We start from the raw sequence: 15,083 nt of genomic DNA, 5'->3' as shown, positions 1-15,083 counted from the left end.
TTGGCCAGGACTACGAATTTTTTTATCGGACAGGACAGCGAGATGAATGTCAAACAAAACTCCGCCTATGCAGGGCGCATGGGCGGCGGCCAGGCCAAGCAAAAGTTACTGGCCTTCGCCAGCCTGATCGCCTTGATTCTGGTCTTCACCGTCCTCAAGCCGGACGCTTTCATGACGCAGGACAACATCATCGGGATTCTGCAGTCGACCACGGTCATCGGGGTATTGGCGATTGCCAGCACCTTCATCATCATCACCTCAGGTATCGATTTATCGGTTGGCGTGCTCATGACCTTTTGCGCGGTGATGGCGGGTGTGTTCATGGTGAATCTGGGCTTGCCCATGCCGTTGGGAATTGTGCTGGCCATCGGCATGGGGTGCTTGTGCGGCGCTTTGTCGGGCGTCGCCATTACTAAGCTCAAGGTGCCACCCTTCATTGCCACCCTGGGGATGATGATGTTGCTCAAAGGCGTGTCTCTCATCATTACCAACACCCGCCCGATTTACTTCAGTGACGTGGAAGGGTTTGACCAGATCGCACTGGGCTCTTTGATGGGCGATCTGTTTCCCTCGCTTCCCATTCCCAATGGAGTGCTCATCCTATTTGTGGTGGCGGTCGTGTGCGCTGTGGTGTTGAACAAAACGGCGCTGGGTCGGTACACCTTCGCGCTGGGCAGCAACGAGGAGGCGGTGCGCTTGTCCGGGGTGAATGTGGACCGCTGGAAGGTTGCTATCTACACCTTTGCCGGCGGAATCTGCGGTGTGGCGGGTTTGTTGATTGCCTCCCGGTTGAACTCCGCGCAGCCCGCGTTGGGGCAGGGCTACGAACTGGATGCCATTGCCGCCGTGGTCATCGGTGGCACCTCGCTCAGTGGTGGGGTGGGCACGATTCTGGGCACCATCATCGGCGCATTCATCATGAGTGTTCTTATCAACGGACTGCGCATCATGTCGGTTGCCCAGGAGTGGCAAATGGTGCTGACCGGTCTGATCATCATCCTCGCGGTTTACACCGACAACCTGCGCCGCACCAAGAATTAAGGAGACAGGATCAACCTCACTGCGCCTACCTACCCCTTGAGTTTTACGTGATTCATTTGACAGCCATAAATCCATCTAACAGGAGACAAACCATGAATGCAAAACGTCAATTGCTGGCACTGACCGCCAGCCTCGCACTGGCTGGCTTTTCCAGCTTCGCTACCGCACAGGAAATCTATATTCCCTTGATCTCCAAAGGCTTCCAGCACCAGTTCTGGCAAGCGGTGAAGCAAGGGGCAGATCAAGCGGCCAAAGACTACAAAGTCAAGGTAACTTTTGAGGGGCCGGAGACCGAGCAACAGGTCGACAAACAAATCGACATGCTGTCCGCAGCCTTGGCCAAAAAGCCGGCAGCTATCGGGTTTGCGGCACTGGACAGCAAGGCCGCTATTCCACTGCTGAAAAAAGCGCAAGCTGCCAAAGTGCCGGTGATTGCCTTTGACTCCGGCGTGGACAGCGACATTGTGCTGACCACCGCCCAGACTGACAGTAAAGCCGCTGCTGCCTTGGCCGCTGAAAAGATGGCAGAAAAAATCGGTGGCGAAGGTGAAGTGGCTGTGATCGGACACGATCAGACTAGCACCACTGGCACCGGCCGTCGTGATGGTTTTGTGGACCAGATCAAGGCCAAGTACCCGAAGATCAAAGTGGTGGACATCCAGTACGGCGGTGGTGACCACCTGAAGTCGGCTGAAATTGCCAAGACCCTGACCCAGGCACACCCCAAGCTCAAAGGGATCTTCGGCACCAATGAGGGCTCTGCCATCGGTGCAGGCAAGGGCTTGAAAGAGGCCAAAAAGAGTGGTGTTGTGATCATCGGTTTTGACTCCGGCAAAGCCCAGAAAGACATGATCAACGACGGCACGATCGCTGGCGCGATCACCCAGAACCCCGTGGGCATTGGTTACAAAACGGTAGAGGCCGCGGTGAAGGCGCTCAAGGGCGAGAAGCTGCCCAAGATCATCGACACCGGCTTTTACTATTACGACAAGACCAACATGAAGGACGCCAAGATTGCGGCGGTTCTTTATGACTGAAATCACCCGCTGAGCGGCCTTGCCGCTCGCCCCCTCTCGCATGCTGCGTGAGGGGGCGCACCCGGCGGTCTGGCAGAGCCAGTCCCCGGGTGCACTGAATTTTGTTGACTGGAAAGGAAGAACTGTGAAATTTGTACGCTACGGATTGCCAGGCCATGAAAAGCCCGGTGTGTTGGACGCCCAAGGCCGGGTGCGCGACCTCTCTGCACACATTGCCGATGTCGGCGGTACCGCTTTGCTGTCTGAGAGCCTGGCGCGTTTGCGTGGCGTGAATATTGAGAGCCTGCCCCTGGTGGCCGGCACTCCGCAGAAAGACTTGCGCCTCGGTGCCTGTGTGGGCAATGTGGGCAAGTTCATTTGCATTGGTCTGAACTATTCCGACCATGCCGCCGAAAGCGGCATGCAGGTGCCACCGGAGCCTGTGGTGTTCAACAAATGGACAAGCGCTATCGTCGGCCCTGATGACGCGGTTGAGATTCCCCGTGGCTCGGTAAAGACCGATTGGGAAGTGGAGCTGGGTGTCGTGATCGGCAAAGGCGGCCGCTACATTGACGAGGCCGATGCCATGTCCCACGTGGCCGGCTACTGCGTGGTGAATGATGTGTCCGAGCGCGAGTACCAGCTCGACCGCAGCGGAACCTGGGACAAGGGCAAGGGCTGCGACACCTTCGGCCCCACCGGCCCTTGGTTGGTGACGGCGGACGAAGTTCCCGATCCGCAGGCCTTGTCCATGTGGTTGGAAGTGGATGGCAAGCGCTACCAAAACGGAAGCACGTCCACGATGGTGTACGGCGTGAAGTTCCTGATCTCGTACCTCAGTCGCTTCATGAGCCTGCAGCCCGGCGACATCATTTCTACTGGCACCCCACCCGGCGTCGGGATGGGTCAGAAACCTCCGGTTTACCTGCGCGCAGGCCAAACCATTTACCTGGGCATCGAGGGCCTGGGAAGCCAAACACAGATTACCAAACAGGCCTGATATGACCCAAGTCACCGGCATGCGCGTCGTGGACGTGCGCTTTCCCACGTCCCAACATTTGGATGGCTCGGATGCGATGAACCCGGATCCGGACTATTCGGCCGCGTATGTCATTCTGGAAACAGACCGTCCGGGTGTGGAGGGGCACGGCCTGACCTTCACCATCGGGCGTGGCAACGAGATCTGCTGCGCCGCGATCGAGGCCATGCGGCATCTGGTGGTCGGCTTGGACATGGACTGGGTGGCCGCCGACATGGGGCGCTTTTGGCGCTTCATTACGTCGGACAGCCAGCTGCGCTGGATCGGCCCGGACAAGGGTGCTATCCATCTGGCAACAGGTGCGGTGGTCAATGCGGTGTGGGACTTGTGGGCCAAGCTCGAAGGTGTGCCGGTGTGGGAACTGGTGGCTCGTATGAGCCCGGAAGAACTGGTGAAGCTGATCGACTTCCGCTACATCACCGATTGCATTACGCCGGATGAGGCGCTGGCCTTGTTGCGAGAGCGTGCGGTGGGCAAAGCCGAGCGCATGGAAACATTGCGACGTGAGGGCTACCCCTGTTACACCACTTCGGCAGGCTGGCTGGGTTATGACGACGACAAGCTGCGCCGCCTGTGCAAAGAGGCTACCGACGCGGGCTTTAACCACATCAAGCTGAAAGTTGGGCGCGACAAGGCGGACGATATCCGCCGCCTGCGTATCGCCCGCGAGGTACTGGGGCCCGATCGGCATTTGATGATTGACGCCAACCAGGTCTGGGAAGTGAATCAGGCAGTGGAGTGGGTGCGCGAGCTGGCTTTTGCCAAGCCCTGGTTCATTGAGGAGCCCACCAGCCCGGACGACATTGAGGGCCACCGCGTCATTCGTGAGGGTGTGCATCCTGTGAAAGTGGCGACCGGCGAGATGTGCCAGAACCGCATCATCTTTAAGCAACTGATCATGCGCGGTGCCATTGATGTGGTGCAAATCGATTCTTGCCGCCTGGGCGGTGTGAACGAGATTCTTGCGGTTATGTTGATGGCCGCCAAGTACAACTTGTCCGTGTGCCCGCACGCCGGTGGAGTAGGGCTGTGTGAGTATGTACAACACCTGTCCATGATTGACTACCTGTGCATTGCCGGTACTCGGGAAGGTCGTGTCATTGAGTTTGTGGATCACTTGCATGAGCACTTTTTGGAACCCTGCGTGATCGAAAACGCAGCCTACATGCCCCCCAAGGCCGCTGGCTTTTCGATTGAGATGAAGCCCGAGTCCCTGCGGCAGTACACCTACCAGCGCCCCAGGGCGGCGGTATGAAGATCGACACCCATCAGCACTATTGGCGCTACAAGCCCGCGGAGTTCCCGTGGATCAGTGATGCCATGCCGGAACTGCAGAAGGATTGTTTTCCTGTCGATTGCGAAACTGCAATGCGGGCCGCAGGTGTTGAGGGGGTGGTGGCGGTGCAGGCGCGCACCCTGGTGGAGGAGACGGACTTTTTGCTGAAGGTGGCGGATCGCCATCCGGAGGTGCTGGGGGTGGTGGGCTGGACCGATTTGGCGGCACCGGATCTGGAGGCGCAACTGGAGCGCTGGACGGCGCATCCGGCCATGCGCGGTATCCGCCACATTCTGCAGGATGAGGCGGATGTGAGCGCATGGCTCCACAACCCGCTAAATTCGGCCGGTTTGCGCGCGGTTCAAGCGGCGGGGCTCATTTATGAGGTCCTGGTGTTTGATCACCAATTGCCGGGCGTGGCATCGTTTTGCGCCCAGCATGACGGCCATTGGCTGGTGTTGGACCATCTGGGTAAACCGTCGATCCGGGATTGGCTGACCAACCCCGAAGTTCCTTCCCGGTGGCTGAGCAGCATCCGCAGCCTCGCTACCTTGCCGCATGTGGTGTGCAAGCTGTCGGGGCTGGTCACCGAGACCGCTTGGCAGTCGGGAACGAGCATCAGCCCGGCGGATAGCAAAATCATGTGGACATGTTTTGACCAGGCGTTGGACGCCTTTGGCCCCCATCGCCTCATGTTCGGCTCAGACTGGCCGGTTTGCCAGTTGGCAGCTTCCTATGATGTGGTGCATGGTCTGGTTCACAAATGGGCAAAGTCCAGGCTCACCATGACCGAACAAGAGGCGTTTTGGTCTGGCAACGCGATCCGTTGTTATGGCCTGAGTGTGCATTCAGAGGCGTGAGCCTTCTCGTATTCGAAAGTTAGCTATGGATCTGCTCCTGCAAGACAAGGTGTTCATCGTGACGGGTGGGGGGAGCGGCATTGGTGCTGCCATTTCCTTGACCCTGGCCCGGGAGGGCGCCATTCCGGTCGTGTTTGGCAAAAATCCACTCGCACCTGAGTTTGCTTCTCAGCTGCAGGCAAGCGCCAGCAGCCATCTGTTTGTGCAGCTGGATTTGGCTGATGAGGCCGCGTGTGGCCGGGGTGTGGCGCAAGTCATAGCGCGCTACGGGCGCCTGGACGGTCTGGTGAACAACGCCGGGGTGAATGACAGTGTGGGGCTGGACGCGGGGCGCGACGCTTTCGTCGCATCCTTGGAGCGGAACCTGATTCACTACTACGTCATGGCGCACTACTGTGTGCCGCATCTTAAGGTCAGCCGCGGTGCGATGGTGAACGTGGCCTCTAAAACCGCTCTCACAGGGCAGGGAAACACCAGTGGTTACTGCGCCTCCAAGGGGGCGCAGCTTTCCCTCACCCGAGAGTGGGCGGCGGCACTCCTGGACGACGGCGTGCGGGTCAATGCTTTGGTTCCGGCCGAGGTTATGACACCGTTGTACGAAACCTGGCTACAGGCGTTTCCCAAGCCTGAGGAGAAGCTGGCTGCCATTACGTCCAAAATCCCATTGGGTAAGCGGATGACCACGCCCGACGAAATGGCGCAAATGTGTGTGTTTTTGCTCTCCGGGCTTTCGTCGCACACTACCGGGCAGTGGATTTTTGTGGATGGCGGCTACACCCATCTGGATCGGGCCTTGTCATGAGCGGCGAGCGCGCCCGCTACGCATTGGCGTTAGATCTGGTGAATGATGAGGCCTTGATTGCTGCCTATGAAAAAGCCCATGAGGCCATCTGGCCCGAGGTACGGTCGCACTTGCTGTCGCAAGGGGTCTTGGGGATGGAAATCTACCGCTTGGGTACCCGGATGTTCATGCTGATGGAAGTCGACTCCACCGTGTACTCTGAGGAAAAAATGGCTCGGGCTTCATTGGAGAATGAGGCCATCGTCCGTTGGGAGACACTGATGTGGGCTTACCAGACCCCCACGCCCTGGACACCGGTGGGCCAGAAGTGGGTCCGGATGGACAAAATATTCGAGCTGGCCTGAGCGACGCAGCTCCGCGGGTCAGCTGCTGACGTTGCCTTCGCGGCGGATCAGGGCGACCGCATCGTTGAAGGTGTAGTCGTGGTCGCTGGTCAGGGTGCCGGCGGCTTCGTCCATAAAGTCGGTCCACATGGCGGCATAGTCCGCTTGATGCTCGGCAGGTGCGTTGTCTGCAATGAACTGCAGGGCCAAGGAGGACTGCAGGCCCGACTTGCGGATTTTCTTAACCAGCGTGGCGGCGGCCTTTTCTGTCAGCACGGTTTTGGGCGTGCTGCCGGCCGCCAGGCACAAGAAGAGGGTGATCAGCGACCCTTCATCGTCATTGCCACCTGTCGCTTTTTGCCAGGCTTTACTCACGGCTTTGTCGAACTGTGCGATCTCAGCCAGACCGTCTTCGATCCAGAAATACCGGCCCATGAAGGCAGGGGTCTGGTCAAACAGCTTGCGCGGCGACTGATCCGACTCCAGCCATTTGGCGGCGTCCGCCCACACCGAGTCCCGAACGGACTCCACCACCGGAATCCAGTCATCCGCAAGCCCTTGCGGCAGCGTGAGCGGCAGTTTGCCGGGCTTGGCGAGATAGCGTTTGCGGAGCGCCAAAATCATCTTCTCGAAGCTCGTCCAATCCGGCAGGGCACTTCGCTTGCAGGCCATAGTCAGCAGCGCGGTGCGTATCACTGCCTCAGCATCTTTGCCGGCCTCTTCGAGGTCATCGGGCTCCATGCCCAAGTTTGCTGCCATCCAGGCTGCCGCATCCACCACGGCCGCTGCGCGGCTGCGAATTGCAAGTTCAGCTTGGTACTCCGCCAAGGTCCGCAAGCTCCATTTCGCGAGCAGTGGAATGTGTTCATCGCGAAAGCCGCTACGCTCGTTCAGGCCGAAGTGGGTGGTCTGCGGCATGGTGATCAGGGTCTTGAGCATGTCTGCCCCGGCTTTGGAGCGAGAGAGGAAGCTGTGGTCACGCAGCAAACCGGCAGCCTGCTGCAGGTCGCCCTGGGTGGTGTGCGCGAGGTGCAGGCTGACGAGATTGATGATCCGGTCTTTGGCCAGCTCCAGCTCCGGACGCAGGTACTCTGTTCCGAAATAGCGGGCGATTTGGACCATGCCCTTGGGGGCATCGGTCTGAATGGCATCCAGCTGCGCCTGCCCGATCAGACCGTGCTGTACACCGTAGGCGAGTGCCTTTTCGAAAAAAGGCCGGCCATCAAATAGCGATACGGATTGGGGGGCAGCAGACATGGCGCGGGCAGTGAGTTAGATGGCAGATTCTTCGTCGTCTTCGCGTGCTGCGGGTGTGGCCTTGCCGCGGTCGGTGTCACCGGTTTCCACTTTGCCGTCGTCTTCTTCCTCGGGGAGCTCTTCTTCGTCGAGGCCCAGGTCGAATGCACGGGCTTTGGCGCGCAACACAATCAGCATTTCAATGAACAGGTCGGGCAGCTCATGGCGCAGCAACCACGCCATTTGCATCCAGTCCTGGTCGGCAACTTCATCAAGGTCCACCCGCGGTCGAACATAGGCCGACTGGTACAGGGCCTGCTCCGACAGGATCTCGCCATCGTCTTCGACGGTGTCAAAGGTTCCACTGCGCGCAAAAGCTTCCACGCGGCTCCACTTTTCGGTGAAATAGTCGGCCAGTGCTTCGCTGCCACCTTCTAAGTCGCCGATAGCGGTCAAGAACTCGATGGCATCCACTGCATCGTCACGGAAGATCACCGAGTTCATCATGCCGCGAAGGTGAGTGCGGGTCAGGTCTTTGTATTGCTTTTCAATGACCACCGCATGCGCGAATTGCTGCGGAGTGATCAGCAGGTTCACGATGGACTCTTTGGAGTCGTCGTATTCACGGATCACGGCCAGAATGTCTTTGGCAGGCAACTGCTCCAACACCACTAACAAGGCACCGTCGCCCTCTGCGTCAGCAAGTTCGGTCAACACGGACTCGGCCCCGACGATATCGCCGGCAGCGATCAGGGCTTGGGTCTTCTCAATCAGGGCTAATTGGCTCACAGGGGGTCCTCTAAGTACGTGCTCGGTGTTTATTCTTTGTGGTCGAAGCCTTGCTCCACCATCCAGGCGGCGCCTTCTTCTTCGTTCACGCGGCTCTGGCGCTCGTCTTCATCCATGCCTTCGGGGTCGCGTTCAATGTCGTCGCGGTCCTCGTCCTCGTCGTCCTCAGAGTCCGCCGTGGCAGCAAACCGTGCATCAGGTTTTGTGAGCAAGTATTCCAGGGCCGCGGCTACGCTCATGAACCAAGGGCCTGCGGGCTGTTGCAAGACTTGTTGGGCCAGGTTGTTGGCCCACGGTGCCAGTTCGACGGCATCGGCCAAGGCGTCCCATTCCGGCAGGTCTTCGGACTCCTGGCGCACCAGTTCTTCCAACACGGCAGGGCGCTTGAAGCGGAATCCTTGGTGGAACACCACCGCCACCATCTCGGGGCTCAGTTCCAGCATGCTGAGCAGGAACTTCAGTTCCTTGCGGCGCTCTGCCAATTTTTTGGCGAGAACGTTGCTTCCCTCGGAGTCCGAGGTCAGGTCGTCAATCTCGGCTTGGTAGGCGCTGCGCAGGTGGTGAAAGAAAGGAGAGAGGCTCATAGGGGTGCCTGTTCAAAGAATGCGGGAAAAATAAGTAGACCAGATTTCACGGGCTACCTCGATGGGGCTATCGAGCAGGCCGCGCCGGCGGTTGTCGTCGTAGGCCTGGCGCTTGTCGATGTCTGCGAGGACATCGTAGGCTTCCTGCACCTCACGAAAGTAGGCTGCAGCATTCGGATCGGGGTTGCGGTCGGGGTGGAACTGCGCCGCCTTCTGGCGGAAGGCTTTTTTAATGTCAGCCAGCGTGGCTGCACTGTTCAATCCGAGACTGGCGTAATGGTCTTTCATGCAGCACGTTTCCTGCCGGAAAAGAAAAAACCCCACTGCGATCGCAGCGGGGTTTTTAAAGACCCTTGCGGGTTAATTTGGCTCCTCAACCTGGGCTCGAACCAGGGACCTACGGATTAACAGTCCGGCGCTCTACCAACTGAGCTATTGAGGAATGAAGCCTCAAATTATAGCGTGTTTTTTAAGTGATTTTAGAAACACGCTTAATTTTTAGATTCTGTCGCTAACTTTTTTCTTGGGTTCCAACACCGAGGAGCTGATGCAAACGCGGGCTCGTGGTGGTGTACTGCAAGAGGACTTTTTTCTCTGGAGAAATCAGTCTCATCGCTGCGAAGGCCGCTAGTGTAGCCTCATGAAAGCCACTCAAAATCAATTTCCGCTTTCCCGGATAAAAATTTATATCTCCGACTGCAAATATTCCGGGAATTTCGCTTTCGAAAGTCTCGGTGCTCACCGGAACTTGCTTGCGTTCGAGTGTCCAACCCCAATCGGCAATCGGCCCCATCTTGGGCGACACACCCAAACGCACCATGAGGTGGTCCACAGGAATGGAGAGCTCAGTCTCTTCTGCGGTGAGCAGCTGCAGCGAGTGCAAGCGATTGCCATCGGCGGTGCAGGCGGTAGCTTGGGCTGCCACCACACGGATCTGTCCTGCAGCCCGTGCTGCCGCCAAGGCCTGCAACGTGGCAGGTTCGGCCGCAAAAACATCGCGTCGATGCACCAAGGTCACGCTGCGTGCTGAAGTCTGGCCAGAGCCGCCATGCACGGCCTCCAGTGCGGCGGCGACTGCAGACTCGTCTCCACCCAGCACCACCACGTCGGCCCCGGCCAGACGGTCGGGTGCCAAGGGTGCGTCGTGCGGGTAGTGCACCTGCGTGCCCTCAAACGCCTCCAGCCCCGGGAGCAGTGGTTTGCGGGGCACAAAAGCACCCACACCAGCCGCTACAAACAGCGCTTTGGTGGTGAAGCGGGTTCCGGTGTGGGTGGTGATGTGCAGGCGACCATCGTCGAGTCGCTGTACCGACTCCACCAGCTGAGAAAAATGCATCACAGGGTGGAAGGGCGAGGCCTGCTGCAACAGGCTCTGCGTGAGCAGCCTGCCGGTGGTGACGGGTGTGCCCGGAATGTCGTAGATGGGTTTGTCGGGGTACAGCTCCATGCATTGGCCGCCAGCGTAGGGCAGGGCATCAATGACATGGGCCTGCACTTCGTGCAGGCCCAGCTGGAACACCTGGAACAGGCCTATCGGCCCGGCTCCGATGACAACGGCATCCGTTTCAATGACGGCTGCAGTCATGGGGTGCGATGGTTTAGCGGATCAGCTCGGAGAGCTTGCCGGTTTTGTCTTTCCAGTCGTCGGCGTCCGCTAAGGGCGCCTTACGCTTGGTGATGCTCTTCCAGCCGGGCAGGCGGGCGAGTTCGGCGTTCAGGGCAATCATGTGCTGCTGGTCTTTGGGCGCATCTTCCTCGGCATAGATGGCGTTGGCGGGGCACTCGGGGATGCACACTGCGCAGTCAATGCACTCATCGGGGTCGATGGTCAAAAAGTTGGGGCCTTCGCGGAAGCAGTCCACGGGGCACACGTCCACGCAGTCGGTGTATTTGCACTTGATACAGGCTTCGGTGACGATGTGGGTCATGTTGGTTCGGGCAGTAAGTGAGAGGGCGGGCAAATAATTGCCAAGCCTTTGATTTTATTGGTTTTTGCGGACGCCCCTTGTCACGGGGGCATCTCCATTGCGCTAGATCAATTCAGCAGCAGGGCGCCGGAGGTCTTGTGGCTGGCTGTGTCCACCAAAATCAGCGCACCCAGCACCCGGCTTTGGGCATAGGGAACAGCGGTAATGGCCTCTTGCAAAGCCAGCTCGATATGGCCGATAGCGTTAGGCGCAATCTCGGTAGCGTCGTGCTCTTGCAAGGTGTTGATGTCCAAGCTGTGCACGATGCGTTTGACCTTGGCCTTGACCCAACGGTGGCCATGCAGCGCAAGGTACACGCGGCCAGCCACCAGGGGCTCATCGTCCATCCAGGCGACGGTGGCCTTGATTTCGCGGGTGGCCTCTGCAAAGGCGCGAGGCTTAGGCGTGTCGGCAAACTCGTCGTCCGGGTCTGCTGCGGGTGTGACTTGCGCCAACAACCAGTCGCCACGGGACACATCCACTTCGCGGTCCAGCGTGATGCCGGCGCCATGGCCCGCTGTCACGGTGCCGGGCACGCGGGCGTGGTTCACCACCTGGGCCACCACGGCGGTCTGACCGCTGGGGTGAATGCTCACGGTGTCGCCCACCTGCACGGTGCCGGTGCCTACACGGCCCCAGAACACACGGCGGCCCTGGGTGGTGTCGGCAGAGTTGTGGAACTTTTCGACCCACTGCACGGGGAACGAGAAGGGCACATCGGTCTCAGCGGCGGTGACCGGCAGGGTTTCCAGCAAGGCCAGCAGGCTCGGGCCTTGGTAGCCGCACCAGCCAGGCGTCGCTTCCACCACGTTGTGGCCCTTGAGTGCCGACATGGGGATGGTGGCTGTGACGTCAATGCTGGCTTGCTTCGCAAAGGCTTGCAGCGCCTCGCTGATCTTGGCAAACGCGGCGGTGGCGTCATTGCCCAAGGCGTCGAGCTTGTTCACGGCAAAGATGATGCCGGGCACGCGCAGCAGGTTCACCAGCAGGCTGTGGCGGCGGGTCTGGGGCAGCAGGTCCACCAGGCCTTCCACATTCCACTTGAGTTTGGTCGCGTCCACCAGCACCACGGCGGCATGGGCGCTGCTGGCGGCGGTGACCATGTTGCGGGTGTACTGCTCATGGCCCGGAGCGTCGCCGATGATGAACTTGCGCGTAGGCGTGGCGAAGTAGCGGTAGGCCACATCGATGGTGATGCCTTGCTCGCGCTCAGCGGAGAGGCCATCGGTGAACAGCGCCAAGTCGGCCTCGCCGCTCTTGGACACGTTGGCCAGCTGGTCTTGCAACACGGCTTTGCTGTCCACCAGCAGGCGGCCGATCAGGGTGCTCTTGCCATCGTCCACGCTGCCGCAAGTGATGAAGCGCAGGGCGGATGAAGTGTCATTTGTGCTGCTGGCCCCCGTGGAATATGCGGGAGCAGCTATTGAATTAGTAGCGGTCATCAGAAGTATCCGTCCTTTTTGCGCTTCTCCATGGAAGCCTCAGAAGTCTTGTCGTCCATGCGGGTGGCGCCGCGTTCGCTCACGTCGGCGGCCAGCGTTTCGATCACGATGTCGGCAGCCGTGGCGGCCAGGCTTTCCACCGGGCAGGTGCAGGTGATGTCACCCACGGTGCGGAAACGCACGTCGCGGCTCTCAATGGTTTCGCCTTCTTTGGCAGATGTGAGGTCGGTGACCGGCACCAAGAGGCCCTTGCGCTCCACCACATCGCGCTTGTGCGTGTAGTACAGGCTTGGCAAGGCGATTTGTTCGCGCTCGATGTATTGCCACACGTCCAGCTCGGTCCAGTTGCTGATCGGGAACACGCGGAAGTGTTCGCCGGGCTGTAGGCGGGTGTTGAACAGCGTCCACAGCTCAGGGCGCTGGGCCTTGGGCTGCCATTGGCCGAAGCTGTCGCGGTGGGAAAAGATGCGCTCTTTGGCGCGGGCCTTTTCTTCGTCGCGGCGGGCGCCGCCAATCAGGGCATCAAAACGGAATTCGTCAATGGCTTCGAGTAGCGTCACCGACTGGTGCACATTGCGACTCTCGCCGGGGTGGGCCAGGCGCACGGTGCCGCGGGCCATGGAGTCTTCCACGCTGCGCACGATGAGCTCGGCGCCCAGTTCCTTGGCGCGGAAGTCGCGGAAGTCGGTCACTTCATGGAAGTTGTGGCCGGTGTCGATCATCAAGAGCGGGTAGGGAATGCGGCCCGCGCCAAACGCCTTTTCGGCGCACTTGAGCATGACCAGCGAATCTTTGCCGCCCGAAAACAGCAGGGTGGGGCGCTCAAACGCCGCCGCTACCTCACGCAAGATGAAAATAGTTTCTTCTTCCAGCGCATCAAGGTGCTGGTTAGAGAGGCGGTCGAAATGGGTCGGTTCTGTCATTGCATTCATGGCAAGTAATTCCCTCACTGCAAACGGGAGGTCAAATGTGGCTGTTGAGCTCCCCTCGTCCGGCGGGGCGAGGGGTTGGGGGAGTGGGGAAAAAGAAGTCTCATGGCTTCACATGCAGCCCGCATTCCTTAGCGCTTTCGTCCTCCCACCACCAGCGGCCGGAGCGGAAGTCTTCACCCAGGCTGATGGCGCGGGTGCAAGGCTCGCAGCCAATGCTGGGGAAAAACTGGTCGTGCAACGGGTTGTAGTCCAGCTTGTTGGTTTGGATGTAGTGCCACACATCGCCCCACGTCCAGTTGGCCAAGGGGTTGATCTTGACGCGTGGCTCGCTGGTGTCCACCAAGGGCACCTCGGCGCGGGCGCCGGATTGCTCGCGGCGCAGGCCGGTGATCCAGGCGTCTTTGCCTTTGAGGGCGCGGTCCAGTGGCTCCATCTTGCGGATGCCGCAGCAGGCTTTGCGCAGGGCGATGCTCTTGTACATCGCTTCTTTGCCTTCGCGGTCCACAAACTGCACTACCGATTCATTCACCGGCTGGTACACCGTGACCGCAGCACGGCTCGATGCCTTGAAGCGCTCCAGCAAGTCCAGAGTTTCCTGGTGCAGGGCACCGGTTTCCAGCACGAAGATGCCGATGTCCAGCTTCAAGCTGTTGATCAGGTGGCTGATGACCACGTCTTCGGCGCCCAGGCTGGAGGCTTGGGTGACAGTGGCTGCGCCGCCCTCAAAACCTGCGTATTGCGCAGCGGCTTGGGACAGCACGCCTTGGGCTTCGGCCAACTTGATGATGTATTCGCCGCTGGCCTCGGCATTGCGGGTCATGGCGCTGCCGGCGGGCTGCACCTGCACGGCAAAACGGTTGCCTAAAGAGGATGTTTCGGCGCTCATGCTGCTTCGCCTTCACGCGAAGCAATGGAATCGCCCTCACGGGCGAAGTGCGGCTGCACCGTCACTGCGTCGCCTTGGTAGAAGCCACGGTAGCGGTCGAACTGGCGCTGTGCAAAGTCGATATTCTGGTCAGCGCGCAGCACGGCCACGTCAAAACCTGTGCGCTCCATTTGCACCAGTTGGTCGATCAGCACATCGCCGGTGGCGCGCAGCTCGCCGGTGAAGCCCAGGCGGCGGCGCAGCAAAAAGGCCTGGCTGTAGGCGCGGCCATCGGTGAACTTGGGGAAGTTCAGGTCGATGCGGGCGACGCCTGCCAAGTCCAAAGCGCGGGGGTCTTCGGTGTTGGCCAGTTCAATGACTTTTTGGCCTTCAGCCCCGGTGGAATGTGCGGAAGCAGCTATCAATTTCATAGTAAATCTCTCTTTCTTCGGCACAGCGATCAGGCTTCTTGGGTGTCTTTGGCGTAGCCGGCTGCCTTGGGCAGGGCGTGCAGGTCTTCGTGCTTGTCGGCCAGGCGGGCGCTGTTGGCAGCCGCCTTGAAGGCGTCCATGCCCACGCGCTTGAAACAGTCGATAAAGGTCTCGCTGCCTGCGCGGTGTTGGCGGAAGGTGTCGAGCACCGCCTCAATCACGCCGGGCACCTCTAAAGCGCCAAACGAAGGGCCCACCACCTTGCCGGGGACTGCTTCGCCGCTCAGGGCCGAGCCGTCGGAGCCGCCCAGGGACACCTGGTACCACTCCTTGCCGTCTTTATCCACGCCCAAGATGCCGATGTGGCCGCTGTGGTGGTGGCCGCAGGAGTTGATGCAACCGCTGATGTGCAGGTCGATCTCGCCCAGGTCGTGCAGCTCGTCCATGTCCTGGTAGCGCTCGGTGATCTGGGCGGCAATC

The 15,083-nt window shown here is 59.8% G+C and carries 17 protein-coding genes, 1 tRNA gene and 1 pseudogene; 7 read left to right on the top strand and 12 right to left on the bottom strand.

Translation table 11 applies throughout. The features are described from left to right. The first annotated feature begins 42 nt into the window (after positions 1-42). The 7 genes from QZW03_RS12200 to QZW03_RS12170 all read left to right on the top strand — a co-directional run bounded on the left by QZW03_RS12200 (position 43) and on the right by QZW03_RS12170 (position 6,378). On the top strand, positions 43-1,041 hold the full coding sequence (locus tag QZW03_RS12200; RefSeq protein ID WP_296510279.1) for an ABC transporter permease: 999 nt from the start codon (positions 43-45) through the stop codon (positions 1,039-1,041). A 92-nt stretch (positions 1,042-1,133) separates the two neighbouring features. Then, positions 1,134-2,078: an ABC transporter substrate-binding protein gene (locus tag QZW03_RS12195; RefSeq protein ID WP_296510278.1), complete on the top strand. Its 945-nt coding sequence runs from the start codon at positions 1,134-1,136 to the stop codon at positions 2,076-2,078. A 124-nt stretch (positions 2,079-2,202) separates the two neighbouring features. Then, on the top strand, positions 2,203-3,057 hold the full coding sequence (locus QZW03_RS12190; RefSeq protein WP_296510277.1) for a fumarylacetoacetate hydrolase family protein: 855 nt from the start codon (positions 2,203-2,205) through the stop codon (positions 3,055-3,057). Position 3,058: 1 nt separating this feature from the next. After that, positions 3,059-4,351, top strand: a complete 1,293-nt coding sequence (locus tag QZW03_RS12185; RefSeq protein ID WP_296510276.1) for an L-fuconate dehydratase — start codon at positions 3,059-3,061, stop codon at positions 4,349-4,351. Beyond that, positions 4,348-5,232, top strand: a complete 885-nt coding sequence (locus QZW03_RS12180) for an amidohydrolase family protein (protein ID WP_296510275.1) — start codon at positions 4,348-4,350, stop codon at positions 5,230-5,232. The genes QZW03_RS12185 and QZW03_RS12180 overlap by 4 nt, the downstream gene beginning before the upstream one ends. A gap of 25 nt (positions 5,233-5,257) precedes the next feature. Further along, positions 5,258-6,034: an SDR family oxidoreductase gene (locus tag QZW03_RS12175; protein ID WP_296510274.1), complete on the top strand. Its 777-nt coding sequence runs from the start codon at positions 5,258-5,260 to the stop codon at positions 6,032-6,034. Continuing rightward, entirely contained in the window at positions 6,031-6,378 is a 348-nt protein-coding gene (locus tag QZW03_RS12170) for an L-rhamnose mutarotase (RefSeq protein ID WP_296510273.1), read from the top strand. Before QZW03_RS12175 ends, QZW03_RS12170 begins: the two co-directional genes overlap by 4 nt. An 18-nt stretch (positions 6,379-6,396) precedes the next feature. Here QZW03_RS12170 and QZW03_RS12165 read toward each other — a convergent pair whose 3' ends face one another. From QZW03_RS12165 to QZW03_RS12110, 12 genes and pseudogenes are all read right to left on the bottom strand, one after another. Further along, a complete protein-coding gene (locus QZW03_RS12165) occupies positions 6,397-7,614 on the bottom strand; it encodes a hypothetical protein (RefSeq protein ID WP_296510272.1) in 1,218 nt (405 codons plus the stop codon). Between the two features lie 15 nt (positions 7,615-7,629). Then, positions 7,630-8,382, bottom strand: a complete 753-nt coding sequence (locus QZW03_RS12160) for a hypothetical protein (protein WP_296510271.1) — start codon at positions 8,380-8,382, stop codon at positions 7,630-7,632. 29 nt (positions 8,383-8,411) lie between these two features. Beyond that, a complete protein-coding gene (locus QZW03_RS12155; RefSeq protein WP_296510270.1) occupies positions 8,412-8,966 on the bottom strand; it encodes a hypothetical protein in 555 nt (184 codons plus the stop codon). A 12-nt stretch (positions 8,967-8,978) separates the two neighbouring features. Further along, positions 8,979-9,254 carry a DnaJ domain-containing protein gene (locus QZW03_RS12150; RefSeq protein ID WP_296510269.1) on the bottom strand — a complete coding sequence of 92 codons (276 nt, stop codon included), beginning with the start codon at positions 9,252-9,254 and terminating at the stop codon, positions 8,979-8,981. Positions 9,255-9,332: 78 nt separating this feature from the next. Further along, a tRNA-Asn gene (locus tag QZW03_RS12145) sits at positions 9,333-9,408 on the bottom strand. A gap of 69 nt (positions 9,409-9,477) precedes the next feature. Continuing rightward, positions 9,478-10,551 carry an NAD(P)/FAD-dependent oxidoreductase gene (locus tag QZW03_RS12140; protein ID WP_296510268.1) on the bottom strand — a complete coding sequence of 358 codons (1,074 nt, stop codon included), beginning with the start codon at positions 10,549-10,551 and terminating at the stop codon, positions 9,478-9,480. Between the two features lie 13 nt (positions 10,552-10,564). After that, on the bottom strand, positions 10,565-10,894 hold the full coding sequence (gene fdxA, locus QZW03_RS12135) for a ferredoxin FdxA (RefSeq protein ID WP_296510267.1): 330 nt from the start codon (positions 10,892-10,894) through the stop codon (positions 10,565-10,567). A gap of 107 nt (positions 10,895-11,001) precedes the next feature. Beyond that, entirely contained in the window at positions 11,002-12,375 is a 1,374-nt protein-coding gene (locus QZW03_RS12130; protein ID WP_296510266.1) for a GTP-binding protein, read from the bottom strand. Continuing rightward, entirely contained in the window at positions 12,375-13,307 is a 933-nt protein-coding gene (cysD, locus tag QZW03_RS12125) for a sulfate adenylyltransferase subunit CysD (protein WP_296510265.1), read from the bottom strand. The genes QZW03_RS12130 and cysD overlap by 1 nt, the downstream gene beginning before the upstream one ends. A 100-nt stretch (positions 13,308-13,407) precedes the next feature. Then, positions 13,408-14,127: a phosphoadenylyl-sulfate reductase gene (locus QZW03_RS12120; protein WP_296510410.1), complete on the bottom strand. Its 720-nt coding sequence runs from the start codon at positions 14,125-14,127 to the stop codon at positions 13,408-13,410. A 62-nt stretch (positions 14,128-14,189) separates the two neighbouring features. Then, the gene (locus tag QZW03_RS12115) at positions 14,190-14,603 is read right to left on the bottom strand and encodes a DUF934 domain-containing protein (protein ID WP_296510264.1); all 414 of its coding nucleotides are present in this window, start codon (positions 14,601-14,603) and stop codon (positions 14,190-14,192) included. 29 nt (positions 14,604-14,632) lie between these two features. Beyond that, a pseudogene (locus tag QZW03_RS12110) lies at positions 14,633-15,083 on the bottom strand (nitrite reductase); the annotation flags it as partial.

Origin of the sequence: Rhodoferax sp., from assembly GCF_013297935.1 — a bacterium.
Lineage (GTDB): Bacteria > Pseudomonadota > Gammaproteobacteria > Burkholderiales > Burkholderiaceae_C > Allorhodoferax.
The sequence above is the reverse complement of the archived record's forward strand: the minus strand, read 5'-3'. Positions and strand labels throughout refer to the sequence as shown.

Excerpts from the sequence above, each read along its gene's own strand:
- QZW03_RS12200 (WP_296510279.1), top strand. The coding sequence starts at position 43 with ATGAATGTCAAACAAAACTCCGCCTATGCAGGGCGCATGGGCGGCGGC.
- QZW03_RS12195 (WP_296510278.1), top strand. The coding sequence starts at position 1,134 with ATGAATGCAAAACGTCAATTGCTGGCACTGACCGCCAGCCTCGCACTG.
- QZW03_RS12185 (WP_296510276.1), top strand. The coding sequence starts at position 3,059 with ATGACCCAAGTCACCGGCATGCGCGTCGTGGACGTGCGCTTTCCCACG.
- QZW03_RS12180 (WP_296510275.1), top strand. The coding sequence starts at position 4,348 with ATGAAGATCGACACCCATCAGCACTATTGGCGCTACAAGCCCGCGGAG.
- QZW03_RS12175 (WP_296510274.1), top strand. The coding sequence starts at position 5,258 with ATGGATCTGCTCCTGCAAGACAAGGTGTTCATCGTGACGGGTGGGGGG.
- QZW03_RS12170 (WP_296510273.1), top strand. The coding sequence starts at position 6,031 with ATGAGCGGCGAGCGCGCCCGCTACGCATTGGCGTTAGATCTGGTGAAT.
- QZW03_RS12165 (WP_296510272.1), bottom strand. The coding sequence starts at position 7,614 with ATGTCTGCTGCCCCCCAATCCGTATCGCTATTTGATGGCCGGCCTTTT.
- QZW03_RS12155 (WP_296510270.1), bottom strand. The coding sequence starts at position 8,966 with ATGAGCCTCTCTCCTTTCTTTCACCACCTGCGCAGCGCCTACCAAGCC.
- QZW03_RS12150 (WP_296510269.1), bottom strand. The coding sequence starts at position 9,254 with ATGAAAGACCATTACGCCAGTCTCGGATTGAACAGTGCAGCCACGCTG.
- QZW03_RS12140 (WP_296510268.1), bottom strand. The coding sequence starts at position 10,551 with ATGACTGCAGCCGTCATTGAAACGGATGCCGTTGTCATCGGAGCCGGG.
- fdxA (WP_296510267.1), bottom strand. The coding sequence starts at position 10,894 with ATGACCCACATCGTCACCGAAGCCTGTATCAAGTGCAAATACACCGAC.
- QZW03_RS12130 (WP_296510266.1), bottom strand. The coding sequence starts at position 12,375 with ATGACCGCTACTAATTCAATAGCTGCTCCCGCATATTCCACGGGGGCC.
- cysD (WP_296510265.1), bottom strand. The coding sequence starts at position 13,307 with ATGAATGCAATGACAGAACCGACCCATTTCGACCGCCTCTCTAACCAG.
- QZW03_RS12120 (WP_296510410.1), bottom strand. The coding sequence starts at position 14,127 with ATGACCCGCAATGCCGAGGCCAGCGGCGAATACATCATCAAGTTGGCC.
- QZW03_RS12115 (WP_296510264.1), bottom strand. The coding sequence starts at position 14,603 with ATGAAATTGATAGCTGCTTCCGCACATTCCACCGGGGCTGAAGGCCAA.